Origin of the sequence: Leclercia adecarboxylata, assembly GCF_023639785.1 — a bacterium.
GTDB classification, from domain to species: domain Bacteria; phylum Pseudomonadota; class Gammaproteobacteria; order Enterobacterales; family Enterobacteriaceae; genus Enterobacter; species Enterobacter adecarboxylatus_D.
In genome coordinates, this window is the sequence record NZ_CP098325.1 from 2,973,035 (window position 1) to 2,994,438 (window position 21,404).

At 54.4% G+C, this 21,404-nt stretch carries 21 protein-coding genes and 2 tRNA genes; 10 read left to right on the forward strand and 13 right to left on the reverse strand.

Translation table 11 applies throughout. The features are described from left to right. Positions 1-48: 48 nt before the first annotated feature. Positions 49-672, forward strand: coding sequence for a transcriptional regulator RcsA (gene rcsA / locus NB069_RS14215; RefSeq protein ID WP_250584535.1), 624 nt, complete (start codon positions 49-51; stop codon positions 670-672). Positions 673-764: 92 nt separating this feature from the next. On the opposite strand, the gene dsrB is transcribed toward rcsA, so the two are convergent. After that, positions 765-953 carry a protein DsrB gene (gene dsrB, locus NB069_RS14220; protein ID WP_039032547.1) on the reverse strand — a complete coding sequence of 63 codons (189 nt, stop codon included), beginning with the start codon at positions 951-953 and terminating at the stop codon, positions 765-767. Between the two features lie 128 nt (positions 954-1,081). Here dsrB and yodD point away from each other — a divergent pair, with 128 nt between their 5' ends. Continuing rightward, positions 1,082-1,309 carry a YodD family peroxide/acid resistance protein gene (gene yodD, locus NB069_RS14225; RefSeq protein ID WP_039032546.1) on the forward strand — a complete coding sequence of 76 codons (228 nt, stop codon included), beginning with the start codon at positions 1,082-1,084 and terminating at the stop codon, positions 1,307-1,309. Positions 1,310-1,608: 299 nt separating this feature from the next. Continuing rightward, on the forward strand, positions 1,609-2,421 hold the full coding sequence (locus tag NB069_RS14230; protein ID WP_250584537.1) for a mannosyl-3-phosphoglycerate phosphatase-related protein: 813 nt from the start codon (positions 1,609-1,611) through the stop codon (positions 2,419-2,421). Here NB069_RS14230 and dgcQ read toward each other — a convergent pair. The 3 genes from dgcQ to NB069_RS14245 all read right to left on the reverse strand — a co-directional run bounded on the left by dgcQ (position 2,403) and on the right by NB069_RS14245 (position 5,379). Next, positions 2,403-4,076 carry a cellulose biosynthesis regulator diguanylate cyclase DgcQ gene (gene dgcQ, locus NB069_RS14235; RefSeq protein ID WP_250584539.1) on the reverse strand — a complete coding sequence of 558 codons (1,674 nt, stop codon included), beginning with the start codon at positions 4,074-4,076 and terminating at the stop codon, positions 2,403-2,405. The genes NB069_RS14230 and dgcQ overlap by 19 nt on opposite strands. A gap of 124 nt (positions 4,077-4,200) precedes the next feature. Next, positions 4,201-4,383: a YodC family protein gene (locus tag NB069_RS14240; protein WP_166182893.1), complete on the reverse strand. Its 183-nt coding sequence runs from the start codon at positions 4,381-4,383 to the stop codon at positions 4,201-4,203. A gap of 78 nt (positions 4,384-4,461) precedes the next feature. After that, positions 4,462-5,379 (reverse strand): DUF808 domain-containing protein, encoded by a 918-nt coding sequence (locus tag NB069_RS14245; RefSeq protein ID WP_250584541.1) that lies wholly within the window; start codon positions 5,377-5,379, stop codon positions 4,462-4,464. 178 nt (positions 5,380-5,557) lie between these two features. Between NB069_RS14245 and yedA the strand changes: the two genes are divergently transcribed. After that, complete coding sequence (gene yedA, locus NB069_RS14250; protein WP_250584543.1) at positions 5,558-6,472, forward strand: drug/metabolite exporter YedA; 915 nt, start codon at positions 5,558-5,560, stop codon at positions 6,470-6,472. On the opposite strand, the gene NB069_RS14255 is transcribed toward yedA, so the two are convergent. Genes NB069_RS14255 through drpB form a run of 4 tightly spaced genes read right to left on the reverse strand, consistent with a single transcriptional unit; the run spans position 6,444 to position 9,407 of the window. Further along, positions 6,444-6,935 (reverse strand): very short patch repair endonuclease, encoded by a 492-nt coding sequence (locus NB069_RS14255; protein ID WP_250584545.1) that lies wholly within the window; start codon positions 6,933-6,935, stop codon positions 6,444-6,446. The two genes, yedA and NB069_RS14255, sit on opposite strands and share 29 nt — an antisense overlap. After that, positions 6,916-8,349: a DNA cytosine methyltransferase gene (locus tag NB069_RS14260; protein WP_250584547.1), complete on the reverse strand. Its 1,434-nt coding sequence runs from the start codon at positions 8,347-8,349 to the stop codon at positions 6,916-6,918. The genes NB069_RS14255 and NB069_RS14260 overlap by 20 nt, the downstream gene beginning before the upstream one ends. Before the next feature lie 49 nt (positions 8,350-8,398). Further along, entirely contained in the window at positions 8,399-9,094 is a 696-nt protein-coding gene (locus tag NB069_RS14265) for a phosphohydrolase (RefSeq protein WP_250584549.1), read from the reverse strand. Between the two features lie 40 nt (positions 9,095-9,134). Further along, entirely contained in the window at positions 9,135-9,407 is a 273-nt protein-coding gene (gene drpB / locus NB069_RS14270) for a cell division protein DrpB (RefSeq protein ID WP_250584551.1), read from the reverse strand. A 656-nt stretch (positions 9,408-10,063) separates the two neighbouring features. Between drpB and NB069_RS14275 the strand changes: the two genes are divergently transcribed. The 5 genes from NB069_RS14275 (at position 10,064) to NB069_RS14295 (ending at position 14,796) form a co-directional block, all read left to right on the forward strand. Beyond that, entirely contained in the window at positions 10,064-11,137 is a 1,074-nt protein-coding gene (locus NB069_RS14275) for a porin (RefSeq protein ID WP_250584553.1), read from the forward strand. A gap of 131 nt (positions 11,138-11,268) precedes the next feature. Beyond that, positions 11,269-12,882: a sensor histidine kinase gene (locus tag NB069_RS14280; RefSeq protein WP_250584555.1), complete on the forward strand. Its 1,614-nt coding sequence runs from the start codon at positions 11,269-11,271 to the stop codon at positions 12,880-12,882. Then, entirely contained in the window at positions 12,879-13,604 is a 726-nt protein-coding gene (gene dcuR, locus NB069_RS14285; RefSeq protein WP_250584557.1) for a two-component system response regulator DcuR, read from the forward strand. The genes NB069_RS14280 and dcuR overlap by 4 nt, the downstream gene beginning before the upstream one ends. Before the next feature lie 218 nt (positions 13,605-13,822). Beyond that, on the forward strand, positions 13,823-14,620 hold the full coding sequence (mtfA, locus tag NB069_RS14290; RefSeq protein WP_250584559.1) for a DgsA anti-repressor MtfA: 798 nt from the start codon (positions 13,823-13,825) through the stop codon (positions 14,618-14,620). Positions 14,621-14,720: 100 nt separating this feature from the next. After that, positions 14,721-14,796 (forward strand) — tRNA-Asn (locus NB069_RS14295). Between the two features lie 88 nt (positions 14,797-14,884). On the opposite strand, the gene cbl is transcribed toward NB069_RS14295, so the two are convergent. Both cbl and nac read right to left on the reverse strand, forming a co-directional pair. Next, on the reverse strand, positions 14,885-15,835 hold the full coding sequence (gene cbl / locus NB069_RS14300) for an HTH-type transcriptional regulator Cbl (RefSeq protein ID WP_250584561.1): 951 nt from the start codon (positions 15,833-15,835) through the stop codon (positions 14,885-14,887). 96 nt (positions 15,836-15,931) lie between these two features. Continuing rightward, positions 15,932-16,849 (reverse strand): nitrogen assimilation transcriptional regulator NAC, encoded by a 918-nt coding sequence (nac, locus tag NB069_RS14305; RefSeq protein WP_250584563.1) that lies wholly within the window; start codon positions 16,847-16,849, stop codon positions 15,932-15,934. 319 nt (positions 16,850-17,168) lie between these two features. Between nac and NB069_RS14310 the strand changes: the two genes are divergently transcribed. Then, positions 17,169-17,244 (forward strand) — tRNA-Asn (locus tag NB069_RS14310). A 95-nt stretch (positions 17,245-17,339) separates the two neighbouring features. On the opposite strand, the gene NB069_RS14315 is transcribed toward NB069_RS14310, so the two are convergent. From NB069_RS14315 to NB069_RS14325, 3 genes are read right to left on the reverse strand one after another with little or no spacing between them, the layout of a single operon-like run. Further along, positions 17,340-17,867 carry a fimbrial protein gene (locus NB069_RS14315; RefSeq protein WP_250584565.1) on the reverse strand — a complete coding sequence of 176 codons (528 nt, stop codon included), beginning with the start codon at positions 17,865-17,867 and terminating at the stop codon, positions 17,340-17,342. Positions 17,868-17,907: 40 nt separating this feature from the next. Further along, the gene (locus tag NB069_RS14320) at positions 17,908-18,858 is read right to left on the reverse strand and encodes a fimbrial protein (protein ID WP_250584567.1); all 951 of its coding nucleotides are present in this window, start codon (positions 18,856-18,858) and stop codon (positions 17,908-17,910) included. Beyond that, positions 18,842-21,376 carry a fimbria/pilus outer membrane usher protein gene (locus NB069_RS14325; protein WP_250584569.1) on the reverse strand — a complete coding sequence of 845 codons (2,535 nt, stop codon included), beginning with the start codon at positions 21,374-21,376 and terminating at the stop codon, positions 18,842-18,844. Before NB069_RS14325 ends, NB069_RS14320 begins: the two co-directional genes overlap by 17 nt. Between the last annotated feature and the right edge of the window lie 28 nt (positions 21,377-21,404).

Genomic DNA, 21,404 nt, shown 5'->3' on the forward strand with positions numbered 1-21,404 from the left:
TCTCAGGCAGGTGGTTAATTATCGTTATGCATTGAGTGAGGGTATGCCATGTCAACGATCATTATGGATTTATGCAGTTACACCCGGCTAGGGTTAACCGGGTATCTGGCAAGCAGAGGGGTTAAGAAAAAGGACATCAACGATGTACATACCGTTGACGAACTTGCCGCCGCATGTGAAGCCTTTACGCCAGGTGTGGTGTTTATTAATGAGGACTGTTTCATTCACGATCCCGCCAACAGTCAGCAAATAAAGCAGATCATTAATCAGCATCCCGGCACGCTGTTTATTGTTTTCATGGCGATAGCCAATATCCATTTCGATGAATATTTGCGTGTTCGTCAGAATCTTCTGATTAGTTCTAAATCTATTAAACCCGAATCCTTGGATGAACTGGTAGGGGATTATTTAAGCAAAGAGATAAAGAGTGTAGCGAAAATTAATTTTCCGACTTTATCATTAAGCCGAACTGAATCCAGTATGCTGCGAATGTGGATGGCTGGACAAGGAACGATTCAGATTTCCGACCAGATGAATATCAAAGCGAAAACCGTATCGTCACATAAGGGAAATATTAAAAGGAAGATAAAAACGCATAATAAGCAAGTGATCTATCATGTCGTTCGTTTGACAGACAATGTGACCAACGGAATCCACGTTAACCTGCGTTAACCCCTTCCCTTTCTTTACACGCAATCCGATCTCTGGCTACGCCAGAGATTTTTCATTTTGGCCGGGCCAGCCCCTGCAACCCGACATGCACGCTACTCCTGGCTCTCAACGAATATACCGTCAGGGTGGCCAAGCTCGTTAAAGAACCAGATCCCAAGCGGGTAATCTTCCAGCGAGACCAGATACATCGTGCCTTCATTAAACTGCTCAACCGCCAGAACAACCCCCGGGCGACGCGGCCCGCCATCGGTTTTAACTGTGACCCGATCGTTGACGTTCATAAAATCCTCCTCTGGTTTTGAGCCAGTGTAGAACAAAACGTGAAAACTGGCAGCGTGTTGCTGCGCGATTGCCGCTTTTATCGGCGGTCTATACTTACAGATGAACCCGGTTGAATGAGGAGTGAGGAATGAAGACCGCAAAAGAGTACAGCGAGACCGCGAAACGGGAAGTGAATGTCGACGTGGATGCCTTGCTCGCCGCCATCAATGAAATCAGCGAGAGCGAGGTCAAGCGGATCGAGGATGACCCTACCCGGGTCAGAGTAAACGACAGGGATTACCATACCTGGCGCGAGCTGGCGGAAGCCTTCGAGCTGGATATTCATGATTTTAGCGTGACGGAAGTAAATCGCTGAGGCGAAAAAAATCCCGGTCATGGGGTGACCGGGATCAAACTTGCTTATGCAAGAAGCACTTGTAAATTCGTTACACCAGGAAATCTGATGTCGGGTAAACATTATCTGCAAAATTTTTGCAAGACAAGGAAATATTCTTCACATTTATAGTTACCGTGTGAAATTAAAATATTAGTTATGGTTCCACAAGTCACGCGGGACGCGGTGTGAGCGGGATCGGTTCCAGACGGTAGCCATTTTAACGAATTTTATTTTAAGAAAAATCCTATAAAAGACCTTTATCTGTTACGGGAGATGCTATGCCTTCACTTAACGATCCGCTGCTGATTTATAGCGATCTGGACGGCACATTGCTGGACATTCACACCTATGACTGGCAGCCCGCGCTTGGCTGGCTGGAACAGCTACGGGATAACCAGATCCCGGTGATCCTCTGCAGCAGTAAAACTGCGGCGGAGATGCTCGAGATCCAGAGCGACCTGGGCCTGGATGGCCTGCCCTTTATCGCCGAAAACGGTGCCGTGATCCAGCTGGACGTGCGCTGGAACGACCACCCCGATGCCCCGCGGTTAATCACTGGCGCTGCCCACACCGACATCGTTAACGTTATTAATCAGCTGCGCGACCGGGAGGGTTATAAGTTCACCACCTTTGATGATGTGGATGAGCGGGTGATTAGCGAGTGGACCGGGCTTAACCGGGAGCGAGCGGCTCTGGCGAGGCTACATGAAGCCTCGGTGACCCTCATCTGGCGCGACAGCGACGAGAGAATGGCCGCGTTTGAAGATGCCCTGGACGGGCTGGGAATGAAGTTTGTGCAGGGCGCGCGGTTCTGGCACATCCTTGATGAGCGCGGCGGAAAAGATCAGGCGATTAACTGGCTCAACGAGCAGTACCTCCAGCGCGAAGGGGCACTCCCAACCACCCTCGGCCTGGGGGACGGTCCTAACGATGCCCCGCTGCTCGATAGCGTCGATTTTGCCGTGGTGGTCAAAGGCATAAACCGCCAGGGCGTGGCGCTAAAAAACGACGATCCGGCGCGGGTTTACCATACCCAGCAGCCCGGCCCTGCAGGCTGGCGTGAAGGGCTGGATCACTTCTTCTCGTCCTGATCCACCACCTGGTTGCGTCCACGCTGTTTCGCCTGGTAGAGACGGGCGTCGGCGATGGACTGCAGCTGTTCAAAATCGTAACTCCCGCTCTCCTGTGCGCTGCTGACGCCAATCGACACGCTGACGCGCGTCGTCTGGCTCTTTTTCACCAGGATCTCCCGACGATTGATGCGCTCGCGAATGCGCTGGGCAATCGACATCGCCTGTTCCGGCCCCGTATCCGGCAGCACCACGCAGAACTCCTCTCCCCCAACCCGACCGGCGACATCGCTATCCCGTATCGTACGGGTAATTAACCCGGCGGCATGGGTCAGGACTTTATCCCCTGCCTGGTGACCAAAGCGGTCGTTAACGCTTTTGAAGTGATCAAGGTCCATCTGCAACACCGAGAAAGGCTGCTTCTGCTGTTCACAACGTTTCGCCAGCGCTTTTGCGCGCTCAAACAGCGCGCCACGATTGTTTATGCGCGTGAGAGGGTCGTGCCAGGCCTGCCACTGCAGCGAGTGCTGCATGGAGTACATGTTGCTAACCATCCGGCGGATAACGATCCAGGAGACGACCAGCATGCCGGTGAACAGCAGCCACAGCAGCGCCAGAGCGATAGTGATGCTGCCAAAATCGCCGTTCGCCCCTTCCCTCAGGGTATGGATGCGCAGCACCATGCCGTCGAAGTGATCCAGATGCTGCCAGTTGACGTAGCGGCTCCCCAGACGGATATCCCCTCCGGTATCTTTTTCCAGCGCAGCGGCGATTTGCGCCCGCTCACGTTCGTTGAAATGGTTCACATTGTCGGCATTGCTCTCTGATGTGGCAAGCAGATGAAAACCGTTGTCGTAGAGCTGAAACTCCCCTTCACCGTTGCCATCTACCGCATCCTGGAGCAATTTCTTAAGCCCGGTGAGGGAGAAGTCTATCGCCAGCGCGCCGTACCAGTAGTGCTGATGATCGACCGGCACGCTGGCGGTGACCGTGCCATCCTCAGATCCCCGGGTAAACCAGCGCACGCTGCGGGTCCGGTTCTCACGCTCCGACTGGCCGGTGTACCACGGACGTGTCACCAGCTGGTAGTAGCGGGAGATGATGTCATTGCCCCAGTCGGCAGGATTGGTCGAGACGTAAAACCCGGCGCGGGAGACATAGACCACGCGGTTTGCGTGTGCCGCAGGGGAGTCGATACGCAGTAAATAGCCCATTTCGAAGGCGGCGCTCAACTCTCTTTCAAGCCGTTCCTGGTCGCGTATCAGGCTGGTGGTTTGCCGCACAAAGGCATCAGAAACGCCGTTCAAAGGTAAGGTGCGCCGCACGTCAAACGTCAGCTGCCAGAAAGGTTTTCCCTGCAAATCTTTAAAATGGTCGACGGTATTGCGCAGCAGCGGCGACGCGAGGGGGGTTTCAAGGGCGTCGCGCATGCCGTTACGAAAGAACAGCAATTTTTCAACGCTGAACTCGAGCTGGCGATCGAGGGAATTGACTACCGTCTCCAGATGGTTCTTCTGGCTGGCGGCGTAGGCATCCTCCAGTACCACAGCCTCACGCCAGGTGAGCAGCGTGGAGAAGATGAGGACAGCAATAAAGCATATATTAACAACCCGGCCCGGATGAAAACGGTGTCGCGCCGAAAAAGCGTCTTTTCCTGTAACGTTGTCGTGCTCCACACACTCTCCATAAAGGCCAACTTTGCCATCCGCATGGCATCAAAGCCTGGCGGGTTTTGCCGTGCAACTACTGTTGGCGATTATAGCGTACAAAAACGCCCGGCAGTGCCGGGCGTAGCGTGACTTAAGCCTTGTCCTGCCGCCGGATGCCGTCACCATGCTGAAGCTCATCTTCACGAAACGCTTCCTGCTTGATGCCGTAACCGTCGTACCAGCGACACTCCACCATTCCGCTTGCATAGCCGGTGACGACCATACGTGGACCGCCGTTTTTAGGCTTAACTTCATCGCTGACCAGAAAGACCATAACCGCCTCCTTTATCAGTGTGAAACTGTATCAATTTAGTCGAGGAACAGAAGTTATGCCTGGTACAGGCGCAGCCTATTAATGTGAGCGACCTCGCATTTTCTCCACAACTTTAACCACCGCGACGACGATCAGCCCCAGGATAAAGCCGAGGACCAGGTTAAGTAACGTCGGTAATATGGCTGCGATAACAGCGCCTTGCGCTTCGGCGAAGTGCTCAATGGCATGATGTAGCGGTGCAATACCGTGTACCACGATCCCGCCACCGACCAGGAACATCGCCAGGGTGCCAATCACCGATAACGACTTCATCAGCCAGGGGGCAATCACCAGCAGCGCCTTGCCGATCCCCTGTGCCAGCGCGCTGGTTTTTTCGTTCAGCCAGTAGCCGATGTCGTCCAGTTTGACGATGAGTCCTACCAGACCGTAAACCCCGATAGTGACCAGAATGGCAATTCCGGAGAGCACCAGCACCTGATTCAGCAGTGGCGCATCCGCCACAATGCCCAGGGTAATAGCGACAATCTCCGCCGACAGAATAAAGTCGGTGCGGATAGCACCCTTAACTTTATCGCGTTCGAAAGCGACAGGATCTTTAGCGGCCAGCGCTTCCAGACGCTGTTGCCGGGCGGCCGGGCTCTCCTTCTCCTTGTCTTTACGCGCAGCCAAAGAGTGAAGGATCTTCTCTGCCCCTTCAAAACAGAGAAACGCCCCGCCAATCATCAACAGGGGCGTAATGGCCCAGGGGATAAAGGCGCTAATCAGCAGCGCCAGCGGCACCAGGATCACTTTATTGATAAAGGAGCCTTTCGCCACGGCCCAGACCACCGGCAGTTCCCGGTTGGCGCGAACGCCCGTGACCTGTTGAGCGTTGAGGGATAAGTCATCTCCCAGCACGCCCGCGGTCTTTTTCGCCGCCAGTTTTCCCATCAGTGAAATATCGTCCAGCAGCGTGGCGATATCATCCAGCAGAGTTAATAAGCTACTTCCCGCCAAAATTACGTTCCTTCTTTTTTGTTAATTACCACAACAGTATGGAGCAAAACCGGTAACCCTGAAACCATCCCATTTATGTCAACAAAATATTCACACTTGCCGAACAATTAAAGGACTCGCCAGCGCAATAGTTTTCACGTTAACTATATGCGACCTTTTTATTACGCGGTGAGGGAGTATGCGTTTCAGGCAAGTAATACCATTAGCGGGCGCGCTGTTTGCGCTCTATATCATCTGGGGCTCCACCTACTTTGTGATCCGTATCGGGGTGGAGAGTTGGCCGCCCCTGATGATGGCGGGGGTGCGCTTTCTCTCTGCGGGTACGCTGTTGCTGGCGTTTCTTCTGCTGCGCGGCCATAAGCTGCCGCCGCTGCGCCCGTTGCTCAATGCAGCCCTGATTGGCGTCCTGCTGCTGGCAGTGGGCAACGGATTTGTCACCGTCGCCGAACATCAGAACGTGCCGTCCGGGATCGCCGCGGTGGTCGTGGCGACCGTGCCGCTGTTCACCCTCTGCTTCAGCCGCCTGTTTGGCATCAAAACACGCAAGCTGGAGTGGCTGGGGATCGCCATCGGTATGGCGGGTATTATTCTGCTCAACAGCGGCGGTAACCTGAGCGGTAATCCATGGGGTGCGGTGCTGATCCTGATTGGTTCGATGAGCTGGGCATTCGGTTCGGTCTATGGCTCACGCATCGCGTTGCCAACCGGGATGATGGCCGGAGCCATTGAGATGGTGACCGCCGGGATCGTCCTGCTGGCGGCATCTATGCTGTCGGGGGAGAAAATGGCTGCCCTGCCCGACCTGTCGGGATGGCTGGCGGTGGGCTATCTGGCGATTTTCGGCTCGGTGATCGCCATTAACGCCTACATGTTCCTGATCCGCAACGTCTCACCGGCGGTTGCCACCAGCTATGCCTATGTGAACCCGGTGGTGGCTGTCCTGCTGGGCACGGGCTTAGGCGGGGAATCGCTCTCAAGCGTAGAGTGGCTGGCGCTGGGGATTATCATTATGGCGGTGGTGCTGGTGACGCTCGGCAAGTATCTGCTACCGGGCAAACCGGTGGTTACGCCGTGTCCGGTGGAGAAACCCTGAGCGGGCGAATGCCCTGAGTGTCGATCTGCGCGGTAGCACCGCCGCTGCAGATCCACTCCTCCAGCCGCTCCATAAGCGCCTTATCATCCAGCTTCATTCGGCCGCGCAGCGCACATTCCCACACCACCAGAACCCGCCAGCCCTGATCCTGCAACACGGCGATATCCCGCGCGTCGCGCGCCACATTTTTGCCAATTTTATCCAGCCAGAAATCGGTGCGGGTCGCGGGAACTTTAAACAGATAGCAGTCGTGGTGATGCCAGAAGCAGCCGTGGGTGAAGATGACGCATTTGCCGCTATCGACAACAAAATCTGGCCTTCCGGCAAGCGCGGCGTCCTGCACGCGAAACTCAAACCCGAGCTCCGTGAGCAGGCCCGCCAGCCGCTTCTCGATAGCCGTATCCCGCGTGCCGATAGCGCGCATGTTTTTACTGCGCGTGGCCTTATTGTGAACGTCCGTCATTCGCGGCCTCGGCCTTGCGCTGTTGCACCGCCTGTAAAATGCGCGACTCCAGCAAACGTGCCACGGCGGCAAATGCCGGCACCACCACGGAGTTACCAAACTGGCGATAGGCCTGGGTATCCGAAACCGGAATGCGGAAGCTGTAGCCCTGCGGCGTTTCAAACCCCATCAGGCGAGCGCATTCGCGTGGCGTCAGGCGGCGCGGACGGTGGCGCTGGTTTTCGGCATCATCAAAGTCGCGCTCGCCCAGGGCCTTATCCCAGCCGCGGTCGATAAGGATCTCGGCGCCATCTTTGTAATAGCGTGCCGACAGGGTGCGGGCGACGCTGTGCGGATTGGTAGGGTCGACCATTCCGAAGCCAAAACCGTTACCCTTCGCCTGATGCTTTTTGGCATAACGATACAGATACTTCCACAGCACCGGGGTAAGAATGAATTTAGCGTCCACCACCGGCTCGAGCAGGTCGGCAATCGTCGGGCGCCGGGCCGGCCACAGCCCCGGAAGATCGCGCAGCGTAAAGTTGCCCCGCAGATTGAGATCGCGACGAAAGCCCACCAGCACGATACGCTCGCGATGCTGGGGCAGGAAATGTTTGCCATCAACGATCTTCGGGTCGTCCGGCCCGCTATCGTCGGCATCCGCCACGTCATACCCCAACTCGTCCAGGGTCTGCATAATGATGCGGAATGTTTTGCCCCCGTCGTGACTCTTCAGGTTTTTGACGTTTTCCAGCACGAAGATCGCCGGGCGGCGGGCGTCAATGATGCGGGCCACGTCGAAAAACAGCGTCCCCTGGGTATCGCAGGCAAACCCGTGTGCGCGGCCCAGTGCGTTCTTCTTCGACACGCCCGCCAGGGAAAACGGCTGGCAGGGAAAGCCCGCCAGCAGCACGTCATGCGCGGGAATGTTGTCGCGAATATGCCGGGCCGCCTCTTCATCGGTAACGCCGGTCTGGTGGCTGAGCGTGACTTCACGAATATCATCGTTGAACTGATGCGCGTCTGGATCGCAATACCAGTTGGCCCTGTAGGTACGCACCGCGTGTTTGTTCCATTCGCTGGTGAAGACGCACTGCCCCCCAATCGCCTCAAAACCATGGCGAATACCGCCGATCCCGGCAAAAAGATCGACAAAGCGGAAAGCATAGTGCGGGTGACAGGCTGGCGGGCGCGGGAGCAGGTTTTGCAGCATGCCAAATTCGCCGTCGCTGAGACGATGCCCTGCCCGCTCGCTGGTTACCAGTCGCTTGATAATAGCCGGACTCCAGTGGCTCTCGCCCTGAGCATTCAGAAGATGAGCCAGGGTTCTGGCATCGTAAATTTCCAGCAGTTGACACAATAACGCCTGAACGGACGCCGTTGATTTTACTGCCAGCAAAGGCGCGGATTCCGTCACTGATACATTTTCCTGCATACATTTAACCGGACCAAAAGGGATGCAAACAGAGTAACACAGAAAGGGCTTACAGACTTTCCCGGAAGCGTTGTAATACCTCGCTGTCGGTGCCTTCGTAATCCCCGCGTAACTCTGCGCTGAGCCGGGCCATAAACTGGATCAGAAAATCGGCGCTCTGCCGTGCCAGCTCACGTCCGGCCTGGGTCTGCATCGTCTGCGGCAGACGCAGGAGTTTGGTCTGGAAATGGTCCAGCGCAAACGCCCGGTCGTTCAGCTCGCGTTCATCCGCAAAGGGATCGTCCGGATCGAAAAGGGGCACGCCCAGCGCGCCGGAGACGGCAAACACGCGCGCCAGCCCGATGGCGCCAAGGGCTTCCAGCCTGTCTGCATCCTGCACGATTTTCGCTTCCAGCGTGCGAGGCGGGATCCCGGCACTGAAGCTGTGCGCCTCAATGGCGTGCTGAACGGCCGCATAAAGCGGGGTGGGGAAATCCGTGAACTCTTCGCCCAGAATAGCGGCCGTCTTTTCAGCGGCCAGCTGCGACGAGCGGCCCCGCTGCGGATGGTTCTTCGGCAGGCTGACAATATCGTGAAAATAACAGGCCGTGAGAATGACCAGGGCATCAACCTGCTGGTCTTTCATCAGGCGCTGTGAGGTATACCAGACCCGGCGGAAATGCGAAATATCATGCGCGGTATCATCCCGGCCATGATGCACCATCAGCCAGTGTTCAAAACGTTGTTGCCACTGCACGAGTTCCATAGCGCTTCCCTGAAGTGAAAAGCCGTACAATAGCAATTATTTACTGCTCTGGCACATCGCGCGGGCGGGTGTACCAGGCAATGCTCCCGAGGATCGCCCCCACAGCCCCCAGCACCAGAAATCCAATCAGAGCACCCAGCCATTTGCCGGATGTCGATCCGAGATCGCCATCAACCAGCGGACCTGGCACTGAATTGATCTTACTAATGACCCACAAATAGCGTGCCATCGCCCAGATGAAGTAGCCGCAAAATGCGTAAAAAACCCACAGGGCCAGTTTGCCTCCCAGGCTGCGCTCATATTTTTGTTCCATTTAGTCCTTTCCTTTCCTTTCCTTTCCTGGCGGCGCTGTCGCCCATTCACATCGTCACTGTAAAATGTGAAATAAATCACATTTTTCTATCGAACGCACCCTCATGGTGCACATTTGTGCTGATGATTTGCCTTAAGTTGATCTCCCGCAACTTTATATAGCGCATATTTATCATTTCGTCGCGTTTATCTGTCAAACATATAGTTTTAGCAGAAGGCAACTTTATTAAGGACTAATTTCACTCTCCCGGCACGAGGCAAGCTATTTCTTAAATCTCACAACTGTGTAATGATAATGACGTTATGAGCTTTTTTGTCGTTTCATCATTAAACACTCTTAAATACCCCCTTATTATTGCCCGATAATGTTATCGGGCTTTTTTTTATTCTCGCCCGCCCTGTCAGGCATAACCCCGCTAAATGAACCCATCAAACCTATAACCAGCTAATATTAAAACCAATAACCATCATAAATGCGTGAAAAAAAACCATAAATTAAACATATAAAGACACTCATTTTAATATTTTGAAATAATCTAAATAATTTAGTTACATTTATTTTTAAACAGTAAAAACCTGCCCTGAAATAGTATTGACCCGGTAACCCGGAGGGGGTTGCATATATTCATGATGAAAATATATAGAAGGGAATATATAATGAAAAGAAAAGTACTGGCAGTTCTGGTCCCCGTTTTATTGAGTGCAGGCGGAGCTAACGCAGCGGAAATTTACAATAAAAACGGCAATAAATTCGATCTGTACGGAAAGATGGTCGGAAAGCGTATCTGGAACAACACCGACCAGAGCAACAGCGAAAATTTTGATGCCTCTTACGCGCGCTTCGGCATTAAAGGCGAAACGCAAATCAGCGATGCTCTGACCGGTTACGGCCAGTTCGAGTACAACATGCCCGCCAACGCGCCGGAAGGCGAGCAGAACCAGAACACCCGTCTGGCCTTCGCGGGGCTGAAATTCGGCGAGTTCGGCTCATTTGACTATGGCCGTAACTACGGCGTAGCGTACGACGCCGGTGCTTACACTGATATGCTCGTAGAATGGGGTGGTGATTCCTGGGTTCACACCGATAACTTTATGACTGGCCGTACCACCGGCGTGGCGACCTATCGCAACTCGGACTTCTTCGGCGCGGTTGAGGGTCTGGATTTTGCGCTGCAATACCAGGGCAAAAACCATGATAACCAGGTGAAGAAAGCCAATGGTGACGGTTACAGCTCATCAATCAGCTACAACTTCGATGGCTTCGGCTTCGTTGGTGTATACGGCAAATCTGACCGCACCGACAAGCAGTCAATTGACGGCTACGGCGATACCGCTGAAATCTGGTCGCTGGCAGCAAAATACGATGCCAATAATCTCTATACTGCTGTGATGTACGGTGAAACCCGTAACATGACCTATGTAAGCGACGCCGGTTTTGCTAACAAAACCCAGAACATTGAAGCCGTGGTGCAGTACCAGTTCGATTTTGGTCTGCGTCCTTCCCTGGGCTATGTCTACTCCAAAGGCAAAGACCTGGGTGAACGTAACGGCGTGCGCGGCTTTAATGCCGACCTCGTGAACTATGTTGAGCTGGGTACCTGGTACTACTTCAACAAGAATATGAACGTCTACACTGCGTACAAATTCAACCTGCTGGATGGTGACGACGCAGCCAGTACCGGCATGCCTGCTGACGACCAGTTCGCGCTGGGTATCGTTTACCAGTTCTGATTGGCCAACAGCCCCTATCAGGCCCGCTGCAAAGCGGGCTTTTTGCTTTCTGCCGCCTTCGTTTTACATTGCTTTTACAAATTAGCACCATCAGCGATAATGCTCCCCTTTCTGCCTTTACCGGAGTTTCAATGCGCGATTTGCCGCCCCTTCCCTCCACGCATAAGCGCCCAATGAAGCTGAACACGCTGGTCACGCTGATGGTGTACAGCGTGACGGGCGCGGTGCTGCTGGTGATTTTTATCCTCTATTTTGCGCAAATCACCCGGGCCACGCGCGATGGGGTTCGGGATACCGCCCTGGCCGTCGCCAGAACGCTGGCCGACAGCCCGGAGGTGATCCGCGGCTTGTCCCTCCCACCGGAGAGCAACATTATTCAGCCCGTCGCCCGGGCAGTCATGCAGCGTAACAACCTGCTATTTGCAGTCGTCACCGATATGCAAGGCATCCGCTATTCGCATCCCAACAGCACTCTGCTTGGCAAAGCCTTTATCGGCGTGGATCTCCGCCCCGCGCTGGAGGAAAAAGAGAATGTCGCCATCAATCACGGGGTGCTCGACGAGGCGCTGCGCGTGTTCACGCCGGTCTATAACGCGCAGCATCAGCAGATTGGGGTCGTTGCGGTGGGGATCTCGCTCAATAAAGTGGAGCAGCAGATCGCCCGCAACCGCTGGGATGCCATCTGGCTGGTGCTGTTCAGCGCCCTGCTGGGGGCGCTGGGCGCCTGGGGGCTGGTGCGGGTGCTGAAGCGCGTTCTGTTCGGGCTGGAGCCCTGGCAAATATCAGCCCTGCTTGAACAGCGCCAGGCGATGCTGCAATCCCTGCGCGAGGGCGTTATTGCCGTGGATCAACAGGGGCATGTGACGATGGTGAACCATGCCGCCCGGCAGATCCTGAATATCAACGCCTGCGGTAATACTCAGCATGAAGCGCCGCTGCTGGCGAACCTGCGCGAAGTATTGCGTAGCGGGGAATCCCGTCAGGATCAGGAGATCACCTGCCACGGTCGGTTGTTGCTCTGTAATACCTTACCCGTGAAAAGCGATAATCAGCTGATGGGTGCTATTACCACGTTTCGCGATAAGACTGAAATCAGCGAGCTTCTGCAGCGACTGGACGGCATGGTGAACTATCTCGATGCCCTGCGCAGCCACTCCCATGAGTTTATGAATAAGCTGCACGTGATCCTCGGGCTGCTGCATATGAAACACTATGCCAGACTTGAAGAGTACGTCCTGCTGACGGCGAATGCCTGGCAGAGCGATGTCGGCACGCTGCAGCGCAACGTCAAATCGCCGGTGGTGGCGGGATTTTTGCTGAGCAAAATCAACCGCGCCAGAGAGATGGGGAGTAGCCTGACGCTATCCGATGCCAGTCAGGTTCCTGATAACCCCAATGCGCAGCAGGTTGCAGGGCTTGTTACCGTTCTCGGTAATGTGATTGAAAATGCACTCGATGCCATGGTCCCTCAGTCCGGGGGGGAGATCGGTCTGCTGCTGCACTACCAGCAAGGCTGGATTAGCGCTGAGGTGAGTGACGATGGCCCGGGTATTGCCCCTGAGCATCTGCAGACCATTTTTAGCAAAGGGTTTTCCACTAAAGGGGAGAACCGGGGGATGGGATTATTCCTCGCCCGTCAGCAAATCGAAAATCTGGGCGGGGAGATCGCCGTGGAATCTGAGCCGGGCGTGTTTACCCAGTTTTTTGTGCAGCTCCCCTGGGACAGTGAAAGGAATAACGCGTGATACATGTTTTGATTGTTGATGACGATGCGATGGTGGCCGATCTTAACCGCCAGTACATAGACCGGGTCGAGGGATTTTTCTGCTGCGGCATTGCCACTTCCCTTGCACAGGCTGAAGCCGTATTACACTCCCCTGGCCGACAGGTGGATCTGATCCTGCTGGATGTCTATATGCAGCGGGACAATGGCCTGAGCCTGCTGCCAGCGATCCGCGCATCCGGGCGTAAAACAGACGTTATTATGATCACCTCGGCCTCGGATGCCACCACCATTCAAACCGCCATGCATTATGGCGTGGTGGACTACCTCATCAAACCCTTTCAGTTTCCGCGTTTTGCCGGGGCGTTGAACGGCTGGCGCGAGAAAAAGCAGCTGATGGAATCGCACCAGTATTATGAACAGGCCGACGTTGACCGTCTGCTGCGCGGCGGTGCGCCGGCGCTGGCGGACAGTCGTCGCCTGCCGAAAGGGTTAACCTCTCAGACGCTGCGCACGCTGTGCCTGTGGATTGATGCCCATCATGGAACAGAGTTCTCAACCGACGATCTGGCGAACGCGGTTAATATCTCGCGGGTATCCTGCCGCAAGTACCTGATCTGGCTGGCGCAGGTTAACGTTCTGCACACCAGCATTCACTATGGTGCAACCGGTCGGCCCGTGTATCGTTATCGCCTGCGCCCTGAGCAGATAGCCTTGCTCAGACAATATTGTCACCAGGAGTAACGCCTGCAATACAATCTCTTCGGATAAACAGCCTGATTTAGCTCACATATATTGTTTTGAAGCGGTAAAGGGCTATTACTCAACACAAGTGGAATGATAAGGTAACCGGCGCACAGTAAGTCTGGTGAGATGCGAGCAGAAATTCTGAAGCGTAATTTGGCTTTTAACAGACCATAACCGTTCAATTTTGTTCAAGTGACGAGTTTGCGAGCAAAGCGATGATTAAGTGGCCCTGGAAATCGAATGAATCCGCCCGAAGCGCGGCGCTGCCGTGGGAAGAGGCGCTGGCGATCCCCGTTCTGTCCACTTTATCGGATGAGGATAAATCGCGTCTGGTACAGCTTGCCATGCGGTTCTTACAGCAAAAACGCCTGGTACCGCTGCAGGGTTTTGAACTCGACGATCGCAAGAGCACCCGCATCGCCCTGCTCTTTTGCCTGCCGGTACTGCAGCTGGGTATCGAGTGGCTGGACGGTTTCCATGAAGTGCTGATCTACCCTGCCCCCTTTGTGGTGGACGACGAATGGGAAGATGACATCGGGCTGGTTCACAATCAGCGGATGGTGCAGTCTGGTCAAAGCTGGCAGCAGGGGCCAATTATCCTCAACTGGTTGGATATTCAGGACTCGTTCGACGCATCCGGCTTCAACCTCATCATTCATGAAGTGGCGCATAAGCTGGATACCCGTAATGGCGACCGCGCCAGCGGGGTGCCGTTTATTCCGTTACGTGAAGTCGCGGGCTGGGAACACGATCTGCATGCCGCCATGAATAATATTCAGGACGAGATCGATCTGGTAGGCGAAAGCGCGGCCAGCATTGACGCCTATGCCGCCACCGACCCGGCCGAGTGCTTTGCTGTATTATCAGAGTATTTCTTCAGCGCTCCCGAGCTTTTCGCGCCCCGCTTCCCTGCGCTGTGGCAGCGTTTTTGCCAGTTTTACCAGCAGGACCCGCTGCAACGTTTACGTGAAAATGAAGGACCCGGCGAAGATCCCGCCGCGCAAGTACACTAAATCAGCAGCTTGAGTCATAATTAATCAATTGAATCAGTGCGTTGAATTTAGTGTTGACACAAAATAGCGAGGCTATTAATATGCGCCTCGTTCACACGATTCCTCTGTAGTTCAGTCGGTAGAACGGCGGACTGTTAATCCGTATGTCACTGGTTCGAGTCCAGTCAGAGGAGCCATATTTAAGAAGCCCGCTTAAGGAAACTTAAGCGGGATTTTTGCTTCCTGCGTTTAATCGTTATACCCCGCATTGCGGGGTCGTCCTGGCTATATCTGGTAGTCAATCGCCACGTCTTCCGGCTCCATGACCTGACGTTTAATCTCATCCACCGACAATCCGGCGTTGCAAAGTTCGATAAAGCGCCAGACATAGTTGCGCTGCAGCTGCCCCCGCTTAAGCCCGAGCCACACGGTGTTGGCATCAAACAGGTGGCGGGTATCGAGACGCACCAGATTTCCCTGCTCGCGCTCGTCGCCGGACTGTTCCGCGACCAGCCCGATACCCAGCCCCAGCTCAACGTAAGTTCTGATCACATCGGAGTCCTGAGCGCTGAGCACCACATCCGGCGTCAGTCCTTTGCGGTTAAAAGCTTCATCAATGCGGGAGCGCCCGGTGATGCCCTGGCGATAGGTGATTAACGGCCATTTCGCGATCGCGTCCAGCGTCAGCGGGGAGACCTGCGTCAGCGGATGTTCCACCGGCAGCAGCAGGCTGTGATGCCAGCGAAACCACGGAAACGCCGCCAGCAGCGGATCGTTGCTCAGGCGCTCGCTGGCGATGCCGATATCAGCCCCGCCATTTTGCAGCAGCACTTCTATCTCCTGCGGCGTGCCCTGGATCAGCTCCAGACGTACGTCCGGGAACAACTCCCGGAAGGCCTTGATGACCGGCGGCAGACTGTAGCGAGCCTGAGTATGGGTGGTGGCAATGGTCAACACGCCGGAAGCGTCGCTGGTAAACAGGTCCGCCAGCCGGCGCACGTTACTCGCCTCATTGAGAATGCGTTCGGCGATGATCAACAGCGCCTTGCCGGGCTCCGTCATCCCCAGCAGGCGTTTGCCGCGACGAATGAAGATCTCAATCCCCAGCTCTTCTTCAAGCTCGCGGATATGGCGGCTGACGCCGGACTGGGAGGTATAAAGCATGTTGGCGACCTCGGTCAGGTTATAATCCCGACGGGCCGCCTCACGGATAATTTTAAGTTGCTGGAAATTCACGGTTCACCCCGACGAATCTGACATAACTCTATTGTTAGAGTCTGGCCGCCGTGAGAACAAATAATAAAAACCCGCAACTTATACCTTTATGGAATATTAGCTCACCAGCTGCAGCTCGCGGTTCTCCAGCGATGGGCGGCTTACCAGCGACATCAGGATCTCTTTTACCGCCTGCGCCTGCGGCGACAGCGAGCCCCGCGCCGAGACGTTTAGCGACAGCGGCAGGCTCATCGACGGGGAGGATATTCTCGCCATCCAGCCGTTGGCGGCACTGCAGAGCGCTCGCGCGGCCGATTCAGGCAGTACCGTCACGCCCATCCCGCTGGCAATGGCGGCAGTCAGGGTGGAGATCGAGTCGATTTCACCGATGATTTTTGCCGTCAGGCGGCGCAAAGAGAAGGCCTCATCAACGCGCAAACGCACGGCGCTGTAATCGCGGGGTAAGAACAGATTCATCTCCGCTACCGCGGTTAAATCGACGCTCTGTCCTGGGCAGTCCCGCGTCCCCACCACAAAGAGATCTTCTTTCAGTACCGGCTGGCTGGTGATCCCTGCCACGGGAGAACGATCGTAAAGCACAGCCATATCCAGCTGTCCGCTGAGTAATTTATCGTTCAGTGCCGCACCGCTGTTTTCGTGCAGGTAGACCAGCACCTCCGGCAGCTCTGCGCGCACCGCCTGTAATAACGGCATGGTGACAGACGAGGCCGCGGTGCCTGGCGCCAGCCCGATCGATACCTGTCCGGTCAGCGTCTGTCCGACATTGCCCACCGCCAGCTGCGCCTGTTCGCACTGCCGCAGAATGGTGCGTGCATGGGTGTAAAGGATTTTGCCTGCTTCGGTAGGGGTTACGCCGCGTTTCGTGCGGATCAACAGCTGCTGATCCAGCTCACCTTCCAGAGTGGCTACCTGCTGGCTCAGTGCCGGCTGTGCGATATGTAACACCTCTGCGGCCTGGGTCAGGCTACCGATATCGACGATTTTCACGAAGTACTTCAGTCGTCTTAAGTTCATTTTGCCCCCTGTACGAAATGCGTTGCCGGTTTCGGCGCGAATGTACTGAGGGTTTTGCAAGATGCTTGCCAGTTTTATGGAGAGGTCCGATATGTCTGTGAATCAGCGGAAAATAAGGAAATCTAATCGCTGCTGACGCTTTTAAACATGAAACAGCGGTTTATGATCTGCCCCATTCGGGGTATATGCGCACCAAAAATGTGCAAACCGTTGCTGAAACCGCCACTTTGCTGGTTTTGTCAGCAAACGATCCACGCAGGCGGGATCACCCTTTGACAAGAGCCAGCCACGCCGCTAATATTCGCCCCGTTCACACGATTCCTCTGTAGTTCAGTCGGTAGAACGGCGGACTGTTAATCCGTATGTCACTGGTTCGAGTCCAGTCAGAGGAGCCAAATTTAAGAAGCCCGCTTAAGGAAACTTAAGCGGGCTTTTTGCTTTATTGCTTTCGATAAATAGTGGTGCCGACAGCATCGGCACCACACCAGGTTTACTGATATTCGAAAGAGGCAACGATTGCAGAAGAAACGTCACCCGGCATAACTTTACCGGCTGTTGAATAAACGCGCGCCTGAAGTTTAAAGGTTGTGCTTCCGTCTTCAACGGCGCCGGTCAGCGAGCTGTTATTGCTCAGAATGTCTCCCGAGGTTTGTTCCGATAACTCGACAGCGGTATTGGCTGCGGCGTCCGCGGCGTTGTTCGCCCACATCGTGGCATCTGTTTCGTCCGGCGTACCGGTAAATGTCACTTTTACGTTAGTGGTACTTGCCGGGCAACCGGTCACCGGTAAGTCAAATTTCGTCAATGTTGAACCCGAACCGGCCGCCTCTAAAGAGTACGCCTGGATGTCCTGACCCAGATCCACGTTTAACGCACTTGAACCACCGTTAAGGGTTGTACAAGGGGAAGCAATCACTTTCCCTGTGACATTAATATTAACGGTATCCGCCGCATAAAGATTGCCAGCAAATAAAACTGCAGAAATGGATGCGGTCAAATAACATAACGTTTTTTTCATTTTAGCCCACCTTGGCATGAAGTTAAGACATTTTAAAATGTCATTGGTATGTAAGTGTCAATGTTGCGGACGTATTCGCCTCACCGACGGTTACTGAATTTCGTGTTTGATAATATCGGGCAGTAATAGGGAATGTTTCTTTCCCACCGCTGGATTGTTTTAATTGCAATTGGTTATTAATCACGAGAGGGTTGCCATCGTATAATAACTGCACTCCAACGCCCTGCGCGGTATTCGCATCGCCTTGATTGTTTAATGCCAGTACGCTCGCATCGCTGACGTCCGGGTTTTGCTGTCCGTTTAACGTAACATTGATATTGGCATTTTTATCGCAGTCTAATCCAAGACTCTGCGTACTGGTTTTATCCGGCGTAAATCCTATCGTATTACCGAAATCTGCCTTCGAAACAGCGCCTATCGGGAACGTTAAATTCGGTGTCGTAATTGCGCATGCCACCTCAGTGACTGCCCCACCGATTAGGTTAACTTTCAGGGCCGTAATTCCAGACACCGTCCAGTTGCCTAATTCCCCCACTTTTAACTGCCCGGACTGAATATCACCCGTTTTATACAATTTATATTTAATCGGCGGTGAGGACACAGTACCGGACCCCGTATTATCGGTGGAGGCTGGATTGTCCAGATATCCCCACATCAGATTCACTGAAATAGCCACCCCTGGAATATTGGTCTCGTAGGCATGATCTATTGACGTTGGCACACCACCAAGATAAACCATCTGATAGTAGTTAGTGTTGGTACTACCATCACACACCAGGAAATCCCCGCTACCCGGGCTGGAACTCGAATATATCACTGAACCAACCGGTGCATCTCTTTGTACTATCACATTGCTGGGCGTGAAGCTTATTGTTTGCGTTCCCGCGCCCCCCATAAATTGACAAGTCGCTGATGCACTAAAGCTGAAACACCCGCATAGTATTAATAAAACGCCAGAGGTTTTAGTGAAAATTTTATTTGCATATTTCATTGCTTAACACCACTCCGGAATTTGCTTCGGGTATATGAAGCGCATAATTAACCCGGCATTGTTCATTTGCTTCCCGTCCCCAACGTGCAATGAGCTCACCACTATTTTCCAGGCCGGTGAGATAGACCTGCCCCTGATCCCCGACAATAAATCCGGCAGAGTTTTTATCTGTGGCTACAGTCACCGTGGCTCCAAAGGGGACAGGTTGTCCACTTGCCTTTGCCAGGGTCATTAAAACGCGGTTCCCCACGTTGGCAATATATTCCGCCCTGACCACTGCACCGCGAGTGGGAATAACCGTCTGGGTCGTTAGCTGCAGTTCAACATCATCAGGTAGCGTTTGGGTGTCGAGGCTCAGGCGATTTTTGCGATACGGCGACACATTCGTGGCGACGGTATATCCGCGAAAATCGGTTTTCACGCCGGTCTGACCCGTTACGCCTACGCCCGACGCGCCCGGTGCCTTAATCAGCGCGATGGTTTCGCCAAAAGGTTGCCCCAGCGTCACGCCGTTGGCATGAACCAGAATGCCCCCATTCAGGCCGTAGTTCATGCGCTGCATATTTTCGTCGGTGCTATAGCCACCGAGGATTTCACCGTAGGTTCCGTGATAATCCGCGCTGAAGTTACTGCTATGGCCGACGCCGTCGTTGCCATACCCTTGCTGGATACCCCAGCTCAGGGCATTTTCCTGCAGCGCGGTGCCGCTCAGACCCAGCGAATGGGTCGTGTTCCCTTTCTTACTGGTGTTCAGGCTGTAGCTGGCCCAGGTATTGCTCAGGAAACGATCTAAAGGAATGCTGACATTTAGCGCCAGAATCTGATCTTTATCGTAGGTTTTCCCGCTGCCGCTGCTTCCGGCGCTCGCATTATTGCTATAGGTATAACTCAGCCCCCAGGTGATGCCGTTCCACGCGTTGTTATAGCTGACGCTGTAGGAGCTCATCGTCTTGTCAGCATTCCAGTAATCTTCCCGGATGGCGCTGCCGGTGATTGAGCCGAAAGCGGGGCCCAGCGTCTGGCTCAGCGTCACTTCGGCCCGGTTACGCCGACGATCCTGCAGCGACGCGTTATCGCTGCTGGCGTCCAGCACTTCCTGCATACCGTAATAGCCCGCGGTAGAGTAGCGATAGCTGGTCGCCGTGAAATTGGTTCCGGTATCGGTAAAGTTTTTGCTGTAGCGTAGACGCCAGGCGCGCCCGCTCGATTTGCTCATGTTCTCAGGACTTGACCACGCCTGGGTGACATCCGCAGACACTGCGCCGATCCCCCCCATATTTCGCCCGATACCGACCGCGTACGACTGATATGGGCTGGCCGCCTGCACGCCGCCGTAAATCGTAAAGCCCTTCGGCAGACCATAAATGGCGGTTCCCTGCATCAGAGGACGCTTTTCAACCTGGCTGTCACTGGGACGATACTGGCCCCCCGTAAGGCTGTACTTCAGCCGCCCCTCTCGCTGCAAGACGGGGACAGAGGCGTAGGGCACGACAAACTCATGCTCGCTACCGTCCGCTTCTTTCACCGTCACGTTTAAATCACCTGCACCGCCTGTTGGGTACATATCGGTAATTTCAAATGCGCCAGGTGCAACATAGCTCTGGTAGATGATGTAACCGTTCTGGCGAATAATCACCTGAGCGCTGCTGCGGGCAATGCCGCGCACCACAGGCGCATAGCCCTTTTGACTGTCGGGCAGCATCTCATCATCAGAGGCCAGCTGGCCACCGCGAAAAGGAATACTGTCAAAAACGTCTGACGGCGATGAACTGTCGCCGAGGGTCAGCTGGCTTTTCAACGGCACAATATTGCGCTGGGCATAGGTATAAACCGAATCCCACTGCGTTTTACCGTCATTATCCCGGCGCCAGGTTATGTAATTGCGCAGACGCCACGGGCCAATATTTATGCCCGGACGCAGGTTCGCATACTGGCTTTGACTGTTGTTCGTGGCGCTATTTCGCCCCCAGGTGTTATCCCCGCTAATGCTGTAATTCAGCATCAGGGCGTTAATGCCTTCATCCCACAGTTCCGGCGCGACATAGCCACGCGCCTGCGACGTAAGCGCGGCCTGCGGAAAACTCAATAACAGCTTCTGTGCCCCAAAGATAAAATCAGCAGACGCCTCGGGAATAACGGTAAAATTGACGCACTCGCTCTCTTTATCCAGCGCTGGAAACAGATCGGTTTTAACACCGTAACTTTGCAGCAAACCTAACGACAGGCAAGGCTGAAGGATCCGATCGCCCTGCGCAGTCGTCGCGGCTTTAAATTCAATCTCCCGCGTATCGACCGTCTGATCGTTCAGGACGACCTCGACACGATAGCGGCCCGGCACCTGCGCGCCACTGGCAAAAGATGAGAGATCAACGCCTTTCATAGAGGGGTTGTCAACTTCAAGCAGGGCCGGATTAAAATACTCCTCTGCGCAGACATTCTGTGTTATACCGGGCAATGCCAGCGCAATAAAACAGGCCAGACGAGACGGCTTAAATAAGGAGTATAATGTCTTGCACATAATTAGTTTTTCTCCTGTCCGTGGAGAG

Excerpts from the sequence above, each read along its gene's own strand:
- yedA (WP_250584543.1), top strand. The coding sequence starts at position 5,558 with ATGCGTTTCAGGCAAGTAATACCATTAGCGGGCGCGCTGTTTGCGCTC.
- NB069_RS14255 (WP_250584545.1), bottom strand. The coding sequence starts at position 6,935 with ATGACGGACGTTCACAATAAGGCCACGCGCAGTAAAAACATGCGCGCT.
- yodD (WP_039032546.1), top strand. The coding sequence starts at position 1,082 with ATGAAGACCGCAAAAGAGTACAGCGAGACCGCGAAACGGGAAGTGAAT.
- NB069_RS14315 (WP_250584565.1), bottom strand. The coding sequence starts at position 17,867 with ATGAAAAAAACGTTATGTTATTTGACCGCATCCATTTCTGCAGTTTTA.
- drpB (WP_250584551.1), bottom strand. The coding sequence starts at position 9,407 with ATGGAACAAAAATATGAGCGCAGCCTGGGAGGCAAACTGGCCCTGTGG.
- NB069_RS14265 (WP_250584549.1), bottom strand. The coding sequence starts at position 9,094 with ATGGAACTCGTGCAGTGGCAACAACGTTTTGAACACTGGCTGATGGTG.
- nac (WP_250584563.1), bottom strand. The coding sequence starts at position 16,849 with ATGAACTTAAGACGACTGAAGTACTTCGTGAAAATCGTCGATATCGGT.
- rcsA (WP_250584535.1), top strand. The coding sequence starts at position 49 with ATGTCAACGATCATTATGGATTTATGCAGTTACACCCGGCTAGGGTTA.
- dsrB (WP_039032547.1), bottom strand. The coding sequence starts at position 953 with ATGAACGTCAACGATCGGGTCACAGTTAAAACCGATGGCGGGCCGCGT.
- mtfA (WP_250584559.1), top strand. The coding sequence starts at position 13,823 with ATGATTAAGTGGCCCTGGAAATCGAATGAATCCGCCCGAAGCGCGGCG.
- NB069_RS14240 (WP_166182893.1), bottom strand. The coding sequence starts at position 4,383 with ATGGTCTTTCTGGTCAGCGATGAAGTTAAGCCTAAAAACGGCGGTCCA.
- NB069_RS14260 (WP_250584547.1), bottom strand. The coding sequence starts at position 8,349 with ATGCAGGAAAATGTATCAGTGACGGAATCCGCGCCTTTGCTGGCAGTA.
- NB069_RS14320 (WP_250584567.1), bottom strand. The coding sequence starts at position 18,858 with ATGAAATATGCAAATAAAATTTTCACTAAAACCTCTGGCGTTTTATTA.
- NB069_RS14275 (WP_250584553.1), top strand. The coding sequence starts at position 10,064 with ATGAAAAGAAAAGTACTGGCAGTTCTGGTCCCCGTTTTATTGAGTGCA.
- NB069_RS14280 (WP_250584555.1), top strand. The coding sequence starts at position 11,269 with ATGCGCGATTTGCCGCCCCTTCCCTCCACGCATAAGCGCCCAATGAAG.
- NB069_RS14325 (WP_250584569.1), bottom strand. The coding sequence starts at position 21,376 with ATGTGCAAGACATTATACTCCTTATTTAAGCCGTCTCGTCTGGCCTGT.
- NB069_RS14230 (WP_250584537.1), top strand. The coding sequence starts at position 1,609 with ATGCCTTCACTTAACGATCCGCTGCTGATTTATAGCGATCTGGACGGC.